We start from the raw sequence: 15,121 nt of genomic DNA on the forward strand, positions 1-15,121 counted from the left end.
GCTGGCGCCTGCGCGGTGCCGGCGGGCGCAGGCTTGGTGGCCGAGGCCGGGGCGGCCGGCGCGGATGTCTGGGCCGGTGCAGGCTGCGGCGCCGACGCATCGGAACCGTTGTGACTGCAGGCGGCAAGCGCGATCAACGCCGCGCAGAGAAAGGACAAACGCTTCAGCATGGCTGGCCTCGGGGGATGAAAAACTTAGGAAGCTTTGGACAACACGGCCGGCTCGAAGTTACGGCGACTTGGCGTTCGCGCCATGGTCGGCCACGTGCAGGCCTTCGATATAACTGGCCACGGCCGCGATATCCTGCGGATCGAGGTTCTTGGCGACGGTCGGCATGATCTGCGCATGCGCCGCGGGACCCCAGATCACGCCGTTGTGGAAATCCTTCAGCTTGGCCTCGATGTACTGGGCGTGCTGGCTGGTAAGCTCAGGGTACATCGCGCCCGGGTTGCCGCGGCCGTCCATGCCGTGGCAGGCCATGCAGGCCGGAATGCCGCGCTGCGGATCACCTTCGCGGTAAAGTTTCTGGCCATGCTCAACCAGCGCCTGGTCGGCCACTCCTGGCAGCGGCTGCTTGCTGGCGAAATAAGCGCCGATGTCGCGCATGTCCTGGTCGGAGAGCTGGGTGGACATGCCCAGCATGATCGCGTTCTGGCGCTCGCCGGATTTGAAGCTGTGCAGCTGGTGCGCGATGTACATTTCGTGCTGACCGGCGAGCTTCGGATACTGCGCGTCGGAGGAATTGCCGTCCATGCCATGGCAGGCGCCGCAAGCGGCGGCCTTGGCCTGGCCGGCGGTGGCGTCGCCCGGCTTGGTGGTCGTCATCCAGTTGTCGTCGTGCGGAGCGGCCATGGGTGCGACGGCAGCAGGGGCGCTGGCTGCTGGCGCCGGCTTGGCGGCAGACGCCACTGGAGCCGGTGCATTCGGCTTGGCCGCGACCTTGGCGTTTTGCGCCAAGACGGCGCTGGAGGAAAGAGCAAGAACCAAGGCTACTGCATTCACGACAGCGGGCCGGCAACCGGCGAGCCGAAAACTCATACACTTGCCTCCAGAAAATATTGCTGTTGGATGTACGGTGCGCAGCCTCGGCGTACCGTGACTGGCACAACTGCGAAATTATCCTTACCCCATCTTAGCCGGTCAAACCAAGGACCATGCCTACCAATCCCCTGCAAGGCGCACAATTCGTGCTTGCCGCCCATCGCGTCCAGCAACTGCCCATCGACGAGGGCGCCGAAGTGGCATTCGCCGGGCGTTCCAATGCGGGCAAGTCCAGCGCGCTGAACGCGTTGACCGGCCACAAGGGCCTGGCGCGCACCTCGAAAACGCCGGGGCGCACCCAGCAGATGGTCGCCTTTTCGCTGCCCACGGTGCTGCGCGGTGAAACGTCGCAGCCCATCGCCACGCGCCTGATCGACCTGCCCGGCTACGGCTATGCCAAGGTCCCCGATGCCCTGCGCGAGCATTGGCGGCATGAGATCGACCGCTACCTGCACGTACGCCGCAGCCTGCGCGGGGTGGTGCTGATCGTGGACATCCGTCATCCGCTCAAGGACTTCGACCGCACGATGCTGGATTTCTGCCTTGGCACGGTCCTGCCATGCCATGTGCTGATGACCAAGGCGGACAAGCTTTCGCGCAATCAGGCTGGCCAGGCCCTGGCTGCCCTGCGCAATGAGATCGGCACCAACGCGCCGGTAACCATGCAGGTGTTTTCCGCGCCGGATGGTACGGGTGTGGAAGAGGCACGGACGGCGGTGATGCGATTGCTGGAGGGGCAGGAGCGAACAAACGGGAGCCGGTAGGCTGTAATGCCGGGCGTTGCTTGAGTTACGAGACGAAAGCGGCTCGGTTGCTGCAGACTTGAGAGGTCAAACGCGGGGCATCTGCGACACAGGCACAAGGGGAGTCGACTATGAGCGAGCAGCACGACGCTACGCAGGGCGGGCGCGTTGAGGTCCATCGACTGGATGGGTTCATCGATGCGGCCTTCGCTTTCGCGGTAAGCGTACTGGCCATTGCCGGGGCCGAGGTGCCGCGCAGCCTGCACGATCTCCTGCTGGCGCTCGACCGGATTCCGGCCTTTGCCTGCAGCTTTGCCATGCTGATGTTTTTCTGGCACCAACAGGTACGCTGGCGCGACCGCTTCCGCTTGCACGACGCGAGCAGCATGCTGCTCAGCCTGATGCTGGTATTCTTCGCATTGATTTTTGTCTATCCGCTCAACCTGCTGTTCCAGGCGATGTTCGGTGCGTTCTACGCGCTCTTCGCGCAACAGGAATTGCCGGGCGCGCCGACCATCGATAGCGTGCGCGATGTAAAGGCGCTCTACATTTGCTACGCCCTGGCCTACGCCTGCATGGCAGGGTGTCTTGCCGGCCTTTATCGCCATAGCCTGCGCAAATTACATATGGCGCATGCGGATCGGATCGATGCGCGCAAGGTCTTCTATCTGCAGGCGTGCGCGGTAGGCGTGGCTTCGCTTTCATTGTTTGCGGCGCTGGCCATTCCCGCGACGCCGGCATGGACGTGGTTGCCGGGGTGCCTCTATATATTGCTGACCCCGATGCATTGGCTCGCCAAGCGCTGGGCAAAGCAGGCGCAGACGAGGGCGGCATGAATTTCTCGCCTGCTTGAGTAGCTAGAGCGAAGAGATAGGCGCATGTTGACCGGGACTGGCGCTCCAGCCTAGGCGTTGACGATTTCCATGAAAGCCGCGCACAACGCTTCCATGCCGGCGCGATCCTCTTCGTCGAAACGAGCGATCGACGGGCTGTCCACATCCCATACGCCCAGTAGCGTGCCATCGGTTTTCACCAGCGGCACCACGATCTCCGATTGCGAGGCCGCATCGCAGGCGATGTGGCCGTCGAAGGCATTGACGTCGCGTACCAGTTGGGTTTGGCGAGTGCGCGCCGCGGTGCCGCATACGCCCCTGCCCAGGGCGATGCGCACGCAGGCCGGCTTGCCCTGGAAGGGGCCAACGACCAGCTCGTGCCCGTCGTAGAGGTAAAAGCCGGCCCAGTTGAAATCGGGCAGGCTGTGAAACACCAGGGCGGCGAAGTTGGCGGCATTGGCGATGAAGTTGGGCTCGCCGGCGAGCATGCCGCGGGCCTGGTCCACCAGATCGGCATACTGCTCGCGCTTGCTGGCGTGATGGCTGGCTTTGACTTCGAACATGACGCTCTAAAATGGACTATTTGGAGCCCATTGCAAGTGAGAAGGCGTTCATTATGAGCCAAGATCGCATTTTGCGCGCCGTGTTCATCGCCGGCACCGATACTGGCATTGGCAAGACCCATGCCGCGTGCGCGCTGATCCACGCCCTGCGTAGGCAGGGCGTGAGCGTCTGTGGCATGAAGCCTGTGGCCGCCGGCTGCGTCGAAACTCCACAAGGCTTGCGCAACGACGATGCGTTGTCATTGCAGATGGCCAGCAGCACCCCCGCCCCGGCTTATGATGAGATCAATCCTTTGGCCTTGCGGGAACCGCTGTCGCCGCATCTGGCCGCAGCGCACGAAGGTGTGACCATTACATTGCCGCCGTTGCAGGCGGCTTTCCATGTTCTGCACGCGCGGTATGACACGGTGGTGGTCGAAGGCGTCGGCGGCTGGCGCGTCCCGCTGGCGCCCGGCTTGCTTGCCTCGGAGATTCCCAAGGCGTGGAAGCTGCCGGTGGTGCTGGTAGTAGGGTTGCGGCTGGGCTGTCTCAGCCACGCCTTGCTCACCGCCCAAGCCGTCGCCGCGGATGGCTGCCGGTTGATGGGTTGGATTGGGAACTGCATCGACCCTGAAATGACGGCGGTCGGGGAGAATATCGACACGCTGCGCGCGCTGCTGCCTGCGCCATGTCTGGGCATCTTGCCGCATGGCCTGGCGCCGGAGCATGCCGCGAGCCTGCTGGAGCAGGGCGCGCTGCAGTCTTAAGGGGATACACAGGAACGGTCACCACAAAGGGAGTCAGCATGACCAATCGCAGCCATTACTACCTACAGATCAAGGATCTCAAGCGTGCGCGTGGGGCGGAACCTGCCCTGAGCTACGACGGCGCAGGCCCGAACGATTTCGCCGCCGCCTTGCAGGAAGCGTTGCGCAGCCCATTGCTGTTCCAGCGCTGGCGCGCCATGCAGCCCGATCCCGATAGCGTGGACGAGCGCCTCGGCGTTACCGATCAGCTCGCCGCCGTGAGCGCAAAAGTCGACGATTTGCACACAGATGTGGAGATCGTCAGCGGCCTGCCGATGAGTATCATCCGCCAGCGCCTGAACTGGCTGATCGGCGCCCATTGGCAATTGCACGATGTACGGCCGGCGTAGGTTGGGGTGCAAACCCCAACATCCCACCAGATTGGCGATGGCAGCAGTGCTGGGGTTTGCACCCCGGCCTACGTTCGATGTACCAGAACTTACGTTCAGTGGTCACGCTGCTGGATGAAGTCCGCCAGCCACAGCAGCGGGTCGGCCTGATGAGAAATACTGCGAGCCGCGTCACGCGCCTCGTCGAACAAAGCATCGGCACGCTGCCTGGCCTGCTCCAGGCCTAGCAGGGACGGGAAGGTCGACTTGTGCTGGGCGAGGTCCTTGCCTGCCGTCTTGCCAAGCGTGGCGGTATCGGCGATCTGGTCCAGGACGTCGTCCTGGATCTGGAACGCCAGGCCGATGCGCTTGCCGTAGCGTTCCAGCGCTTGCTCGGTAACATCCGAAGCATTGGCGGCGATACCGGCGAGTTGGCAGGTCACCAGGATCAGCGCACCGGTCTTGCGGGCATGTAGCGATTCCAGTTGCGCGAGCGTGAGGGTCTTGTTTTCCGAAGCCATGTCCACCGCCTGGCCGCCGACCATGCCGAGCGATCCGGACGCATGCGCCAGTGCGCGGATCATCCGCACCTTCTGATCCGCGTCAAGCGCCGCCGTATTGGCCAGCACCTCGAAAGCCGAGGTCTGCAGCGTGTCGCCCACCAGGATGCCGACGGCTTCGTCATACGCTTTGTGCACTGTGGGGCGGCCACGACGCAGGTCATCGTTGTCCATCGCGGGCAGGTCGTCGTGCACCAGCGAGTAGGCATGGATCAGTTCCACCGCGCAGGCGGCAGCGTCGAGCTTCTCGGCGGGCACACCCAGCGTTTCACCGGCGGCATACACCATCAGCGCGCGCAGGTGCTTACCGCCTTCGCAGGCGTAGCGCATGGCTTCATGCAGCCGTTCCGGATCGGTGGAGGCGGCGGGGAGGAGGGCGTCCGTGGTGCGTTCCAGCCGTTGCAGATAGGCTGGCACGCGCTCGGCAAAGGTAGAAACCTCAGGCGACGTCAAACTCATGGGAAATCCGGACAGAAAAGGTAGGCGTAGCCGTAAATTTTAGCATGTAGGCTGGGATGACAATCCCAGCATCGCGATGGGCAGACATGCCAATGCTGGGATTTGCATCCCAGCCTACTGCGTGCGAGCGGATCAGGCTTCGCGGTACCAAAGCAGGATCACGCCGACCAGCATGAAGCAGCACGGCCATGCCCAGCCGGCTATGCGGCCGCCGCGTCCGGGCAGGCGCAGCTCCAGCCAACGAGCCCAACCCGAGGTCACGCCCGCAAGCGCCAGCGGGGTGTGAGTCAGCTCGATCAGCAACTGGTCCTTCACGTTCGAGATCTGATGGCTATGCGTCAACAGCATCGCGCCGCCCACCGATACCAGCAGCGGAAACACCAGGGCTGCTTTCGGGCTGCGCAGGCGCCCGGTACGTACTGCCCATTCGAACAGGCCGAACAGGATGATCAGCGCCACGAAGAAACGATGCTGCGCCACTTCCACGTCACGCCAAGCTACCCAGAAACCTTCCTGGCCCATAGGCCATACTTCGGGGTCCGAGCGCACCAGCAGAAATCCGGCCATCAGCAGGAACAGCAGCGGCCAGTGCTTGAGCCAGCGTATGCCAGCGCGATTGAGCAGGGCCAGCAAGCCGATGAACAGGACGAAGATGCCGGCCCAGTGATGGTTGTACTCGGACCAGGCGATGTCCTCGGCATTGCGTGGCGGCAGTACGCCGGAACCCGGAACGATGGCTTGCGCGGCGGATTGGTGACGTTGTTCGGCTTCGCGATCCAGTTGCGCCTGCGCTTGCGAGACCGCCAGCTGATCGTGATCGGGCGAAGTGAGCCTTGGCCATGCCGGCGCATTGCGCACGGCAATTTCGTGCAGGGTGACGCGATCGGCGTTCAGATCGACGGCCGGCGGTACCGAGGTCAGCGATGCCGCGGCAAAAAAGATGGTGAAGCCGATACCGATTTCCACTTCGGCGAAGCGACGCAGGCGAATGACCGAGGCATCCTGGTTCTTGCGCATCCGCTCGGTCACCAGCAGATTGCCCAGGCCCAGCAGCAACAGCGCCAGGAACATGGCGATCTTCGCGCCGACCATTACGCCGTAAGCGGTGCCGTAGAAGCCCTGTATGTCGCCGATGTAGAACACGCTCATGATCGTGCCGGACACGATGATGCTGGCAACGCCTATCATCGACATGCGCGAGAAGCGTGCGCCAACCACGCGCCAGCCATCGACGTCGTGCAGTTTGCCCAGCGCCAGCACAAAGCAGGGAATCGCACCGATCCAGATCGCCGCGCCAAACTGATGCAAACCTTCCACGAACAGCAGCAGCACGTTGTTGTCCAGGCGTGCGTACGCATGCGTGGTAAACGTTGCTGCAGTAAGTTCCGCCGCACCGATAAGCATCGGTAGTACGTCGCCAACGAGACCCGTGGACATACGCCTGCTCAAGGCGGGAATCAGCAACAGCGCGCACACGATCTTGATCGTGCCGGCAATCGCGAAAGGTGCCTGCATCACATCAAGGAAGCTCAGGCCCACCGTGGATTTTACCACGGCCACCTGCAGGCCGACGCCGGCCAGTTCGGCGAGACCTAAGCCGATGGCGCTGAAGATGGTCAGTCTTGCGATGCGCCGTTCCAGGTCTGCGCCTTGCGGCAGCCGATGCATGAAAGGACGGACCAGGAAAACCAGGAACAGGATGCCGCCCAGCGTCATCGACTGCGCGACGATGGTGAAACCGTGCAGGATGATGCTGAGGTAGCCGAAGATGTCGACGAGAAGTTCCACGAGTGGTGCTCGGCAGAAGGAATGAACAGGACTGTGCGGTCGTCATTCCCGCGCTTGGCGGGGGCTACGGCTGCGCAGTCTATAGGTGACGGTCGATTGCCCGTTCGGGCAGATTACTGTTTCGCCACCACCGTAAACGGCAGGTCGCCGCGCGTGATGTGGCCATCCAGCGCCAGTGCCTGCCAGCGCAAGGTATACGCACCCGGGGTGAGATCCACGCTGGTGTCGATTTCGTTGCTCTTGCTGCCGGTGGCGATGCTCAGCACCGTTTCGCTCTTGTCCGGTCCGATCAGCACCAGGCGCGAGCGGTGTTGGTCGATCTTGCTGTTGTACTTGAACATCATGGCCACGTGGCCGGCCGTCACCGTGCCGTTGAGCTTGGGCGAGCTGTCGACAAGGATGGCGTGAGCGGATGCGGCCATGCTGGCGAAAGCGCAGGCGCTGGCGATCAGGAACGATCCAAAACGATGACGCAGGGACATGCTTTTGTTCTCCTAAAGAGCGCTGCCGCGTTGGCGGCGATTCGAATACGTTATCGATGCCAGCCCAGGCCCGGTCCGGTCGCTGCGGCAAGGGCGCGTAGCGCCTGGGTGGCTTTTTGCATGCGTGAGTATAGTCGGGGCAGCTCGCCCCATAACGACGGATGCCTGCACAGGGCGGTTACCAGGTTCAGCATGCGCGGGCGTCCCCAGGCGTCCACGCTGCCGTTCAAGGCTGCGGGAATGGCATCGCTGCTTTCGTCGACGATGGCGCGCAGGACCAGGAACGGCAGGCCGTGCTCCTGGGCTACGGCCGCGACAGCGGCGCTTTCCATATCCACGGCAAGCGCGCCACAGTGTTGATGAGCGGCCGTTTTGGCCGCCTCGGTCAGCAAAGGAGCGGCCACGCTGAGCAAGCTGCCTTCGGTCTGGATAGGCAAGGCAAACGGCCCCTGCAGGCTGGTACGCCAATCGGGATCGGCGGTGTAGCGATGCCCTTCTTCGTCCAATACGTGTTGCGGACAGAACAGCGTGCCATTGCGCATTTGCGGGTTGAGTGCGCCTGCGACCCCGAACACGGCCAGCGCCGACGCGCCTGCCTCGGCCAGCATCTTCGCGGCGCGCCGGGCCGCCAAAGGCCCCATGCCGCTGAGACATAGGGCCGCGCCGTCGGCCAGTGCGGTGATGCATTCGGGTTTGGCAGCGCGCGAGGTGAGCGTGCTGGCTTCGGATGCCAACGCGACGACGATGCCGGTCGCGCGAATGGCCGCAGGCGTGCTCAAGCCGCTGCCGATTGCAGCAACTGGCGGTAGCGCGACAGCGCCCAGAGCGGGAAGTACGCGGTGTAGCCGTGATACTTCAGGTAATACACGCGCGGGAAGCCAGGTGCATTGTGCGTGGGATTGGACCAGAAGCCGTCGGCCTGCTGGTTGGCAAGCAGGAAGTCGATGCCACGGCGTACGGATTCCGAACGCACTTCGCCCACCGCAAGCTGGGCCAACAAAGCCCAAGCGGTGGATTGCGAGGTGCTCATCCCGCCATGCGTGCCGCGCAAGGCTGAGTCGATGTAGCTGTCGTTGGTCTCGCCCCAGCCGCCATCGGCGTGCTGGCGCGAACGCAGCCACGCTACCGCTTTGCGGATCGTTGGCTGCCTGGGGTCTTCGCCGGCCAGCGCAAGCCCGGCCAGCACGCTCCAGGTGCCGTAGATGTAATTGCTGCCCCAGCGGCCCCAGAAGCTGCCGTCTTCGAGCTGGGTGCTGTGCAGGTAATCGATGCAGCGGCGCAGTGCTTGGGCGTCTTGCGGGCGCCCAAGCACACCAAGGGCCGCGGCGACGCGGCCGGATACATCCTCGGTGGGGGGATCGAGCAAGGCGCCGTGATCCGCGAAGGGAATCGCGTTGAGGTAGTAGTAGGTGTTGTCGGCATCGAAGGCGGCAAAGCCACCGTTCTTCGACTGCAAGCCGATCATCCAGTCCGCGGCGCGATCGATATTCAGGCGATGCCGCCCGGGTTCGCCGCGGCGGCGATCCTGGATATGCAGCAGTGCGGCAACTACTGCCGTGTCATCAATATCCGGGTAATAGGCGTTGTTGTACTGGAACGCCCAGCCGCCCGGCTTGAGGTCCGGTGCGCGCACCGCCCAGTCGCCTTTGAGTTCCAGCTCCTGCTTGGAGATGAACCAGTCGATGGACTTGTCGATGGCGCCTTGCGTTTGCGCATCGTCGCTGGTGTGCATCAGCGTGAGCGCGCTCCACACCGTGTCCCAGATCGGCGAGACGCAGGGCTGGCAATAGGCCGAGCCATCCGGGCGATGCACGACCAGCTTCTGGATCGAGCGCCGGCAGGTTTGCCGCGCGGGATGATCCTCGGGATAGCCGAGCAGGGCCATCGCTTCGAGGCTGTTGACCATCGGCGGGAAGATCGCGCCGATGCCGTCTTCGCCATTGAGGCGCGGCATGAACCAGTCGACTGCCTTGTTGACGGCGCGCTGGCGCAGCGACTTCGGAATGAAGCGGTCGCAAAGGCGACCGAGCTTGTCCAGCACCAGGAAGCTGCGATTGAGCAGGCCGCCGCGAACGAAGTAATGGCGCTCCTGTTCCGGCGGTGTGACGAACAGTTCGCGGATGTGCACCTTGCGCGGATTGGCCGCCTTGGCCTTCAGCGAGCAAAGGATGGTGAGCGGCACCAGCGTGGTGCGCGCCCAGTACGAGATCTTGTCGATGTGGAACGGAAACCAGCGCGGCAGCAGCATGATTTCCACCGGCACGTACGGGGTGGCGCGCCACGGTACCTGCTCGAACAGCGCCAGCAGAATGCGCGTGAACACATTGGCCTTGGCCGCACCGCCGTGCGCAAGAATCGCCTTGCGTGCGATGCGCATGTGCTCGGCTTCGGGATCATCCCCCGCAGCCTTCAGGGCGTAATACGCCTTCACCGTGCACGACAGGTCGATGTCGCCGCCGTGGTACTGCGGCCAGCCGCCGTGCCCGCCCTGCACCTGCGTGGCGCGCAGGTAGCGTGCCATCTTCTCCTGCAGCACATCGTCGATGTCATCCATGAAATGCATCATCAGGATGTATTCGGCGGTGATGGTGCAGTCCGATTCCAGCTCGAAGCACCAGTGGCCATCCTGGTGCTGGCGCGCCAGCAAGGCAGCACGACCGCGCTCGATCACCTGGTCCAGCGTGCTGCCCTTGGCAGCCTGGAGCAAGTCATCGGTGGCAACGGCGGCGGTCTTGGGCGTGAAGGAGTTCATCGGTGTCGTGCTTCCTCGACATCGGCCGGCTCGCGCCAGGCAGCGGCGTCGGCAATGTGCGGAATGGAGCGTTTGGGCCAGGTGCGGGCCGGTGTTGAAGGTTCGCTCCATTCGGCCGTCAGGGGCGTCAGCGGCAAACCGCGTGCGGTCATCGCGAACAGCCAGCGCAAACCCTTGTTCGACTTGCACAGCACGCGCGTCAACAGGATCGTGCGCGCGACATCCTTGCGCGAGATCTTGACCTGCACCCCTGCGGAAAAATCGAGATTGAGCTGCAGTTTGCGCAGCGTGAGCACAGCCATGCCGATGGCCCACAAACAGAAGCGCCGGATGCCGGCGTGCCGGGTGGGGATGAGCAGGGTGTATTCCAGCGCCAGGCGCAGATGCGAATGCGCGATGCCGACCAGCTCGGACATGGTGGCGGCGTAGCCGGCGTTCTGCTTGCCCGATTGCAGCGTGGCGAGCTTCACGCCGTGCCGAGCGAACATGTCTTGCGGCAACCAGCAGGCGCCGCGTGCGCGGTCTTCCCACTGATCCTTGAGGATGTTGACCATCTGCAGGCCCTGGCCGAAGGACACCGCCAGCTGCAGCATGGCATTGCGATGGGGCGCGAGCTGCGGTTCGAAATCGACGAACAGCTCGGTCAGCATTTCGCCGACGACGCCGGCCACGCAGTAGCAGTAACGGTCCATGTCGTGCAGGGTGGGCAAGCCATGCAGACCGGCCTTGCGCTGAAACTCGTGCATGCCGTGCGACATGATGCGCAGGCATTTCACGATCGATGTCTGTTGCGATGGCGAGAGGCTACGCGTGACCTCGAGCACCAGCGGCAACTGCTGCATGAGGTCGCGTTCGGCATCCAGTGTGCTGCTGGAAAGCAAGGGCGCGATCTCGTCGGCGACCTCCTGCGGGTCAACCTCGCCGATCACTGCCTCGACAAAGGCGTCCTCGAAAGAGCGCTTCTGTTCGGCCGAGAACACCGGTTCGTCTTCGATGGTGTCCGCGATGCGGCAAAGGAGATACGCGTTCGCAACGGCGCGGCGCAGCTCCGGTGGGAGCTGCGGGATGGTCAGCGCAAAAGTCCGGGATACCTTCGGCAGGATCGCGTCCTGGTAGGTATCGGCCTCCCCGCTTCGGGTACCGGCGGTGGCATTGTTCAATTCGATCATTGGGGTGCCTCGAGCGCCGGAATTATGACATACCCACGCGAATGCGAATCCGGTGCGGTCGTCGTTGCGGCCGTGCCGGAAAGTGTCGTATGCGGTATGTGCACGCTGGCTTGGGGCTGGCGGGGTAGGGTGGGCATCGCAATATGCTGAAGCACATCAGGTGCTTGGACAAGCCTGCGCGATGACCGGGCGGGCCTTGATCGCTTGCTTTGAAATCCAGCTGAAAGGAAAGAGGGGCGAAAGGCCTGATACCCCATGGCGGATTTCATCCATAATCGCGGGATGACAATCCCCACTTTTTCGAATGCGCACGTCTCGGTCCGCGTACGGGCAGGCATAACCCAGGCGGCGGTAGCGTGAGGGCGCTGGTTACCGGCGCCACCGGCTTCGTCGGCTCGGCCGTGGCCCGTCGACTGTTGCGTGACGGCCACAGGGTACGAGTGCTGGCGCGGGCCGGTTCGGACCGCAGCAATCTGCAGGGCCTTGATGTAGAGGTAGTGGAAGGCGATCTCACCAAGCCGGCCAGCCTGCTGCCCGCCTGTGATGGCTGCGATGCCTTGTTTCACGTGGCCGCCGATTATCGCCTGTGGGCGCCGGATCCGGCGGAACTCTACCGAGCCAACGTCGAAGGTACGCGCGCGATCCTGGAGGCGGCCAGGCGCGTCGGTGTCAAACGCATCGTCTACACCAGCAGCGTGGCGACGCTGGGCATTCCCAAGGACGGCACGCCTGGCAGCGAGGCGACGCCGGTGAGCGTGGACGACATGATCGGTCACTACAAGCGCTCCAAGTTCCTCGCCGAGGAAGTGGCCAGGCAGTTGGCGAACGATGGCGTGCCGGTGGTGATCGTCAATCCTTCCACGCCAATCGGCCCCTACGACGTCAAGCCCACCCCCACCGGCCGCATCGTGCGCGACGCGATGGCCGGACGCCTGCCTGCGTATGTGGATACCGGGCTCAACATCGTGCACGTGGAGGATGTGGCCGAGGGGCACTGGCTGGCGTATGAGCGAGGAGTGGTCGGCGAGCGTTACATACTCGGCGGATTCAACATGAGCCTGCGCGAAGTGCTCACCGAAATCGCCGATATCGCCGGGCGTGCACCGCCGAAAGTGCGCTTGCCGCATGCCGCGGTGATGCCGGTGGCGTATGTCGCAGAAGCCTGGGCGCGCCTCACGGGCATGACCCCGATCGCCACGGTGGAAGAAGTGCGCATGTCGAAGAAGCGCATGTTCTTTTCCAGCGCAAGGGCGCAGCGCGAACTGGGCTATACGGCGCGCCCGGCGCGCTTGGCGTTGGAAGACGCGGTGCGCTGGTTTAAGAGCCGGCAAGCGTAAGCTGGGATTTCATCCCGGCTTACGCTGCTTGCGGCGCTCAAAAAAATTCAACACGGGCAACGCAAGCCTCACCATGAAAGGCATGGTGGTCGGTCGCAGCAGGCGCGGGTCGTAGCCGGAAAACCTGCGGTCGTTTTCACTGAGGCAGGTGGCCATCAGTTGAGCCACGCTCAAGTCCTGCGCGGTGACCGATTGCGCGCCGGTGACGGTGAAGTTGTTGTCCTGCGTTTGCTCGTTGCCATCGGCATCGAGGCTCTTGGCCAGTTCCATGCGCTCCAACCCGAGGAAGCACCATACGCGGAACACCTTCCACTCGAAGGCGATGCGCTGGAACAGATTGAGATTGCGGCGATGCCAGGCCACCCAATTGGCGAACAGCAGGATGTGGCGGCATTCCTCCTGCATCACCGGCTCGAAAGTGTCGATCAGCTCGGGCGGGAACAGTCCCGAATCATGCGCGACCTTGAACAGGCCAAAGGCAAAGAAGCTGTCGATGCACTCGCTGTAACCGGTCACCAGGTAGGCCCATTCCGGATCCTGCGGGTATTCGTAGGGCGGTTCGGGTACCAGCGGGATGCCATAGTGCCGCACCATCTTGGACAGCACTTCCTTGTGCCGGTTTTCCTCCCACGCATTCTGGGCGAGCGCGTTGCGCATCTGAGGATCGGCAACCGTGCGCGCATAGGCGGCCATGCGCAGGCGCGCCTTGCCTTCGGTCTGCACGGCGATGTCCCAGATCGGCAGCGACGTGATGCGATGCAGGGCCGCTTCGTCCAACGTCGGCCACTTCAGCACGGAGGGGCGATAGGGATTGAAGGTTTCCTCGAACATCCGGCACATCATCGACTTGTGCTCGGGCGAGCCGTACTTGACGTGTTTGCCTGGCTGCTCGCTCGACCAGTGCCGGGTGCGCGTCTCGGAGGCGGCGATGGTGGCCGCATCCGGCTCGCCTTCGGGCAGCACCGGTTCGTGGTAGCCGGGCACCAATGCTTCCGGATCAAAGGTGTCGTGTTCGAACGTCATCAATCCATTCTCTTAAAGGGGCGGTCGGCCGGAGTCGGCGCGCGCGGAGGAGCCCGCATACAGCCTGCGTGCCTCGGCCCATTGCCAGGAGATCAGCGCGGGCACGCCGAATCCGATTTCGCGCATGCGCTTGACCAGAGACAGCGCGACGCTGGCTTCCGGGGGCAGGCCGATCATGTTGCCGAACAGCACCAGGCCACCTTCCTGCACGCCCAGGCCAGCCGGCACCACGAAGATGATGTGGCGCAATGCTTGCGTAACCGCCTCGATGGCAATCGCATCCCACACGCTGATCGGGTAGCCGAGCAGGTGCAGCGCCAGCCAGGTCTCGAAGCTGCCCACCACATAGCCCAGGAACTGCCAGCCGGTGGCGACCATCAGGCGCAGCGGGCGCGAATATTGTTCGCGGATTTCCTGGTCCAGGTTGGCGCCGTCGATCAGCTCGGTAAGCGTCGAGCGGCCGCCCAGCAGCTTCTCGGCGAAGCCCTCCAGGCGCGAGAACACTTTGCCATGGCGCAGCAGGATGATCAGGAAGATAGGCAGCGGCAAGCTGGCCGCCAGGGCCGAGATCACCGTGCTGAACGCGCTGATGTCGCTGGTCAGCTCGATCAGCAGGATGATGCCCAGCGCCGTGAACAGGTATTGGTTCACCAGCGTGAGCAGCACTTCCATGATCACGCTGGCGGCGGTGGCGGCGCCACCGATGCCGCGCCACTTCACCAGGCGAATGCCGATGATCTCGCCGCCGATATTCGCCACTGGCAAAAGCCGATTGCTGGCCTCGCGAATCGATGCCACCCAGAACAGGAAAGGCAGCGTCGCCTGCCGGCGCGGGTCGCGTGGCGCGATCAGTACACGCCAGCCGATCACATCGAACAGCAGCGGCAGCACGTGGAACGGCAGCAGCCATAACAGCGGCCAGCCGGCACGATCGATGGCCGTGACGATCTCGCCCCAGCCCTGGTGCGCCACCAGGGCGATGGCGACGCCCAGGCCGAGCAGGCCGGCGATATAACTGATCAACTTCATGCTCATATTGTGGGGAGTCTCTGATTCCTTCCTGCGTACCCGTCACCGCACTGTATGCGCGTCTGGCTGTGCCCCAGTGGCGAAGGCAGACTGGCTGTCTGTCTAGGCACTGGGGCACAGCCAGACGCGCATACAGTGCGGCCCCAACCTTTTAAATTTTGATGACGGGGTGACGTCCAGAAGGCCCGCAGGCAGTGCCCCGCGGCTTGAACAGACGGCCAGTCTGCC

15 protein-coding genes are annotated in these 15,121 nt (G+C 63.6%); 5 read left to right on the forward strand and 10 right to left on the reverse strand.

The window, feature by feature from the left end:
- Positions 1-228: 228 nt before the first annotated feature.
- On the reverse strand, positions 229-1,038 hold the full coding sequence (locus tag QQJ96_RS15935) for a c-type cytochrome (protein ID WP_284333010.1): 810 nt from the start codon (positions 1,036-1,038) through the stop codon (positions 229-231).
- 116 nt (positions 1,039-1,154) lie between these two features.
- On the opposite strand from QQJ96_RS15935, the gene yihA reads away from it, so the two are divergent.
- Together yihA and QQJ96_RS15945 are read left to right on the forward strand one after the other, a co-directional pair.
- Positions 1,155-1,805, forward strand: coding sequence for a ribosome biogenesis GTP-binding protein YihA/YsxC (gene yihA / locus QQJ96_RS15940; protein WP_284333011.1), 651 nt, complete (start codon positions 1,155-1,157; stop codon positions 1,803-1,805).
- A 110-nt stretch (positions 1,806-1,915) separates the two neighbouring features.
- Positions 1,916-2,620 (forward strand): TMEM175 family protein, encoded by a 705-nt coding sequence (locus QQJ96_RS15945; protein ID WP_284333012.1) that lies wholly within the window; start codon positions 1,916-1,918, stop codon positions 2,618-2,620.
- A gap of 68 nt (positions 2,621-2,688) precedes the next feature.
- Here QQJ96_RS15945 and QQJ96_RS15950 read toward each other — a convergent pair whose 3' ends face one another.
- Positions 2,689-3,180: a GAF domain-containing protein gene (locus tag QQJ96_RS15950; RefSeq protein WP_284333013.1), complete on the reverse strand. Its 492-nt coding sequence runs from the start codon at positions 3,178-3,180 to the stop codon at positions 2,689-2,691.
- 53 nt (positions 3,181-3,233) lie between these two features.
- Here QQJ96_RS15950 and bioD point away from each other — a divergent pair, with 53 nt between their 5' ends.
- Positions 3,234-3,926: a dethiobiotin synthase gene (gene bioD, locus QQJ96_RS15955; protein WP_284333014.1), complete on the forward strand. Its 693-nt coding sequence runs from the start codon at positions 3,234-3,236 to the stop codon at positions 3,924-3,926.
- Positions 3,927-3,964: 38 nt separating this feature from the next.
- Entirely contained in the window at positions 3,965-4,315 is a 351-nt protein-coding gene (locus QQJ96_RS15960; RefSeq protein WP_284333015.1) for a hypothetical protein, read from the forward strand.
- Positions 4,316-4,410: 95 nt separating this feature from the next.
- On the opposite strand, the gene QQJ96_RS15965 is transcribed toward QQJ96_RS15960, so the two are convergent.
- The 6 genes from QQJ96_RS15965 to QQJ96_RS15990 all read right to left on the reverse strand — a co-directional run bounded on the left by QQJ96_RS15965 (position 4,411) and on the right by QQJ96_RS15990 (position 11,504).
- Positions 4,411-5,313, reverse strand: a complete 903-nt coding sequence (locus QQJ96_RS15965; RefSeq protein ID WP_284333016.1) for a polyprenyl synthetase family protein — start codon at positions 5,311-5,313, stop codon at positions 4,411-4,413.
- A 132-nt stretch (positions 5,314-5,445) separates the two neighbouring features.
- Complete coding sequence (locus tag QQJ96_RS15970) at positions 5,446-7,101, reverse strand: copper resistance D family protein (RefSeq protein ID WP_284333017.1); 1,656 nt, start codon at positions 7,099-7,101, stop codon at positions 5,446-5,448.
- A gap of 113 nt (positions 7,102-7,214) precedes the next feature.
- The gene (locus QQJ96_RS15975; protein WP_284333018.1) at positions 7,215-7,583 is read right to left on the reverse strand and encodes a copper resistance CopC family protein; all 369 of its coding nucleotides are present in this window, start codon (positions 7,581-7,583) and stop codon (positions 7,215-7,217) included.
- Between the two features lie 50 nt (positions 7,584-7,633).
- Positions 7,634-8,362, reverse strand: a complete 729-nt coding sequence (locus tag QQJ96_RS15980; RefSeq protein WP_284333019.1) for a phosphorylase family protein — start codon at positions 8,360-8,362, stop codon at positions 7,634-7,636.
- Positions 8,359-10,335, reverse strand: a complete 1,977-nt coding sequence (gene shc, locus QQJ96_RS15985; RefSeq protein ID WP_284333021.1) for a squalene--hopene cyclase — start codon at positions 10,333-10,335, stop codon at positions 8,359-8,361. Before shc ends, QQJ96_RS15980 begins: the two co-directional genes overlap by 4 nt.
- Positions 10,332-11,504, reverse strand: a complete 1,173-nt coding sequence (locus QQJ96_RS15990) for a phytoene/squalene synthase family protein (protein WP_284333022.1) — start codon at positions 11,502-11,504, stop codon at positions 10,332-10,334. The genes shc and QQJ96_RS15990 overlap by 4 nt, the downstream gene beginning before the upstream one ends.
- Before the next feature lie 356 nt (positions 11,505-11,860).
- On the opposite strand from QQJ96_RS15990, the gene hpnA reads away from it, so the two are divergent.
- A complete protein-coding gene (gene hpnA, locus QQJ96_RS15995) occupies positions 11,861-12,841 on the forward strand; it encodes a hopanoid-associated sugar epimerase (protein WP_284333023.1) in 981 nt (326 codons plus the stop codon).
- A 9-nt stretch (positions 12,842-12,850) separates the two neighbouring features.
- Here hpnA and QQJ96_RS16000 read toward each other — a convergent pair whose 3' ends face one another.
- The gene (locus tag QQJ96_RS16000) at positions 12,851-13,864 is read right to left on the reverse strand and encodes a ferritin-like domain-containing protein (protein WP_284333024.1); all 1,014 of its coding nucleotides are present in this window, start codon (positions 13,862-13,864) and stop codon (positions 12,851-12,853) included.
- Between the two features lie 12 nt (positions 13,865-13,876).
- The gene (locus tag QQJ96_RS16005; protein ID WP_284333025.1) at positions 13,877-14,893 is read right to left on the reverse strand and encodes a flippase-like domain-containing protein; all 1,017 of its coding nucleotides are present in this window, start codon (positions 14,891-14,893) and stop codon (positions 13,877-13,879) included.
- Positions 14,894-15,121: the final 228 nt, after the last annotated feature.

Source organism: Dyella flagellata (assembly GCF_030160275.1).
GTDB classification, from domain to species: domain Bacteria; phylum Pseudomonadota; class Gammaproteobacteria; order Xanthomonadales; family Rhodanobacteraceae; genus Dyella_B; species Dyella_B flagellata.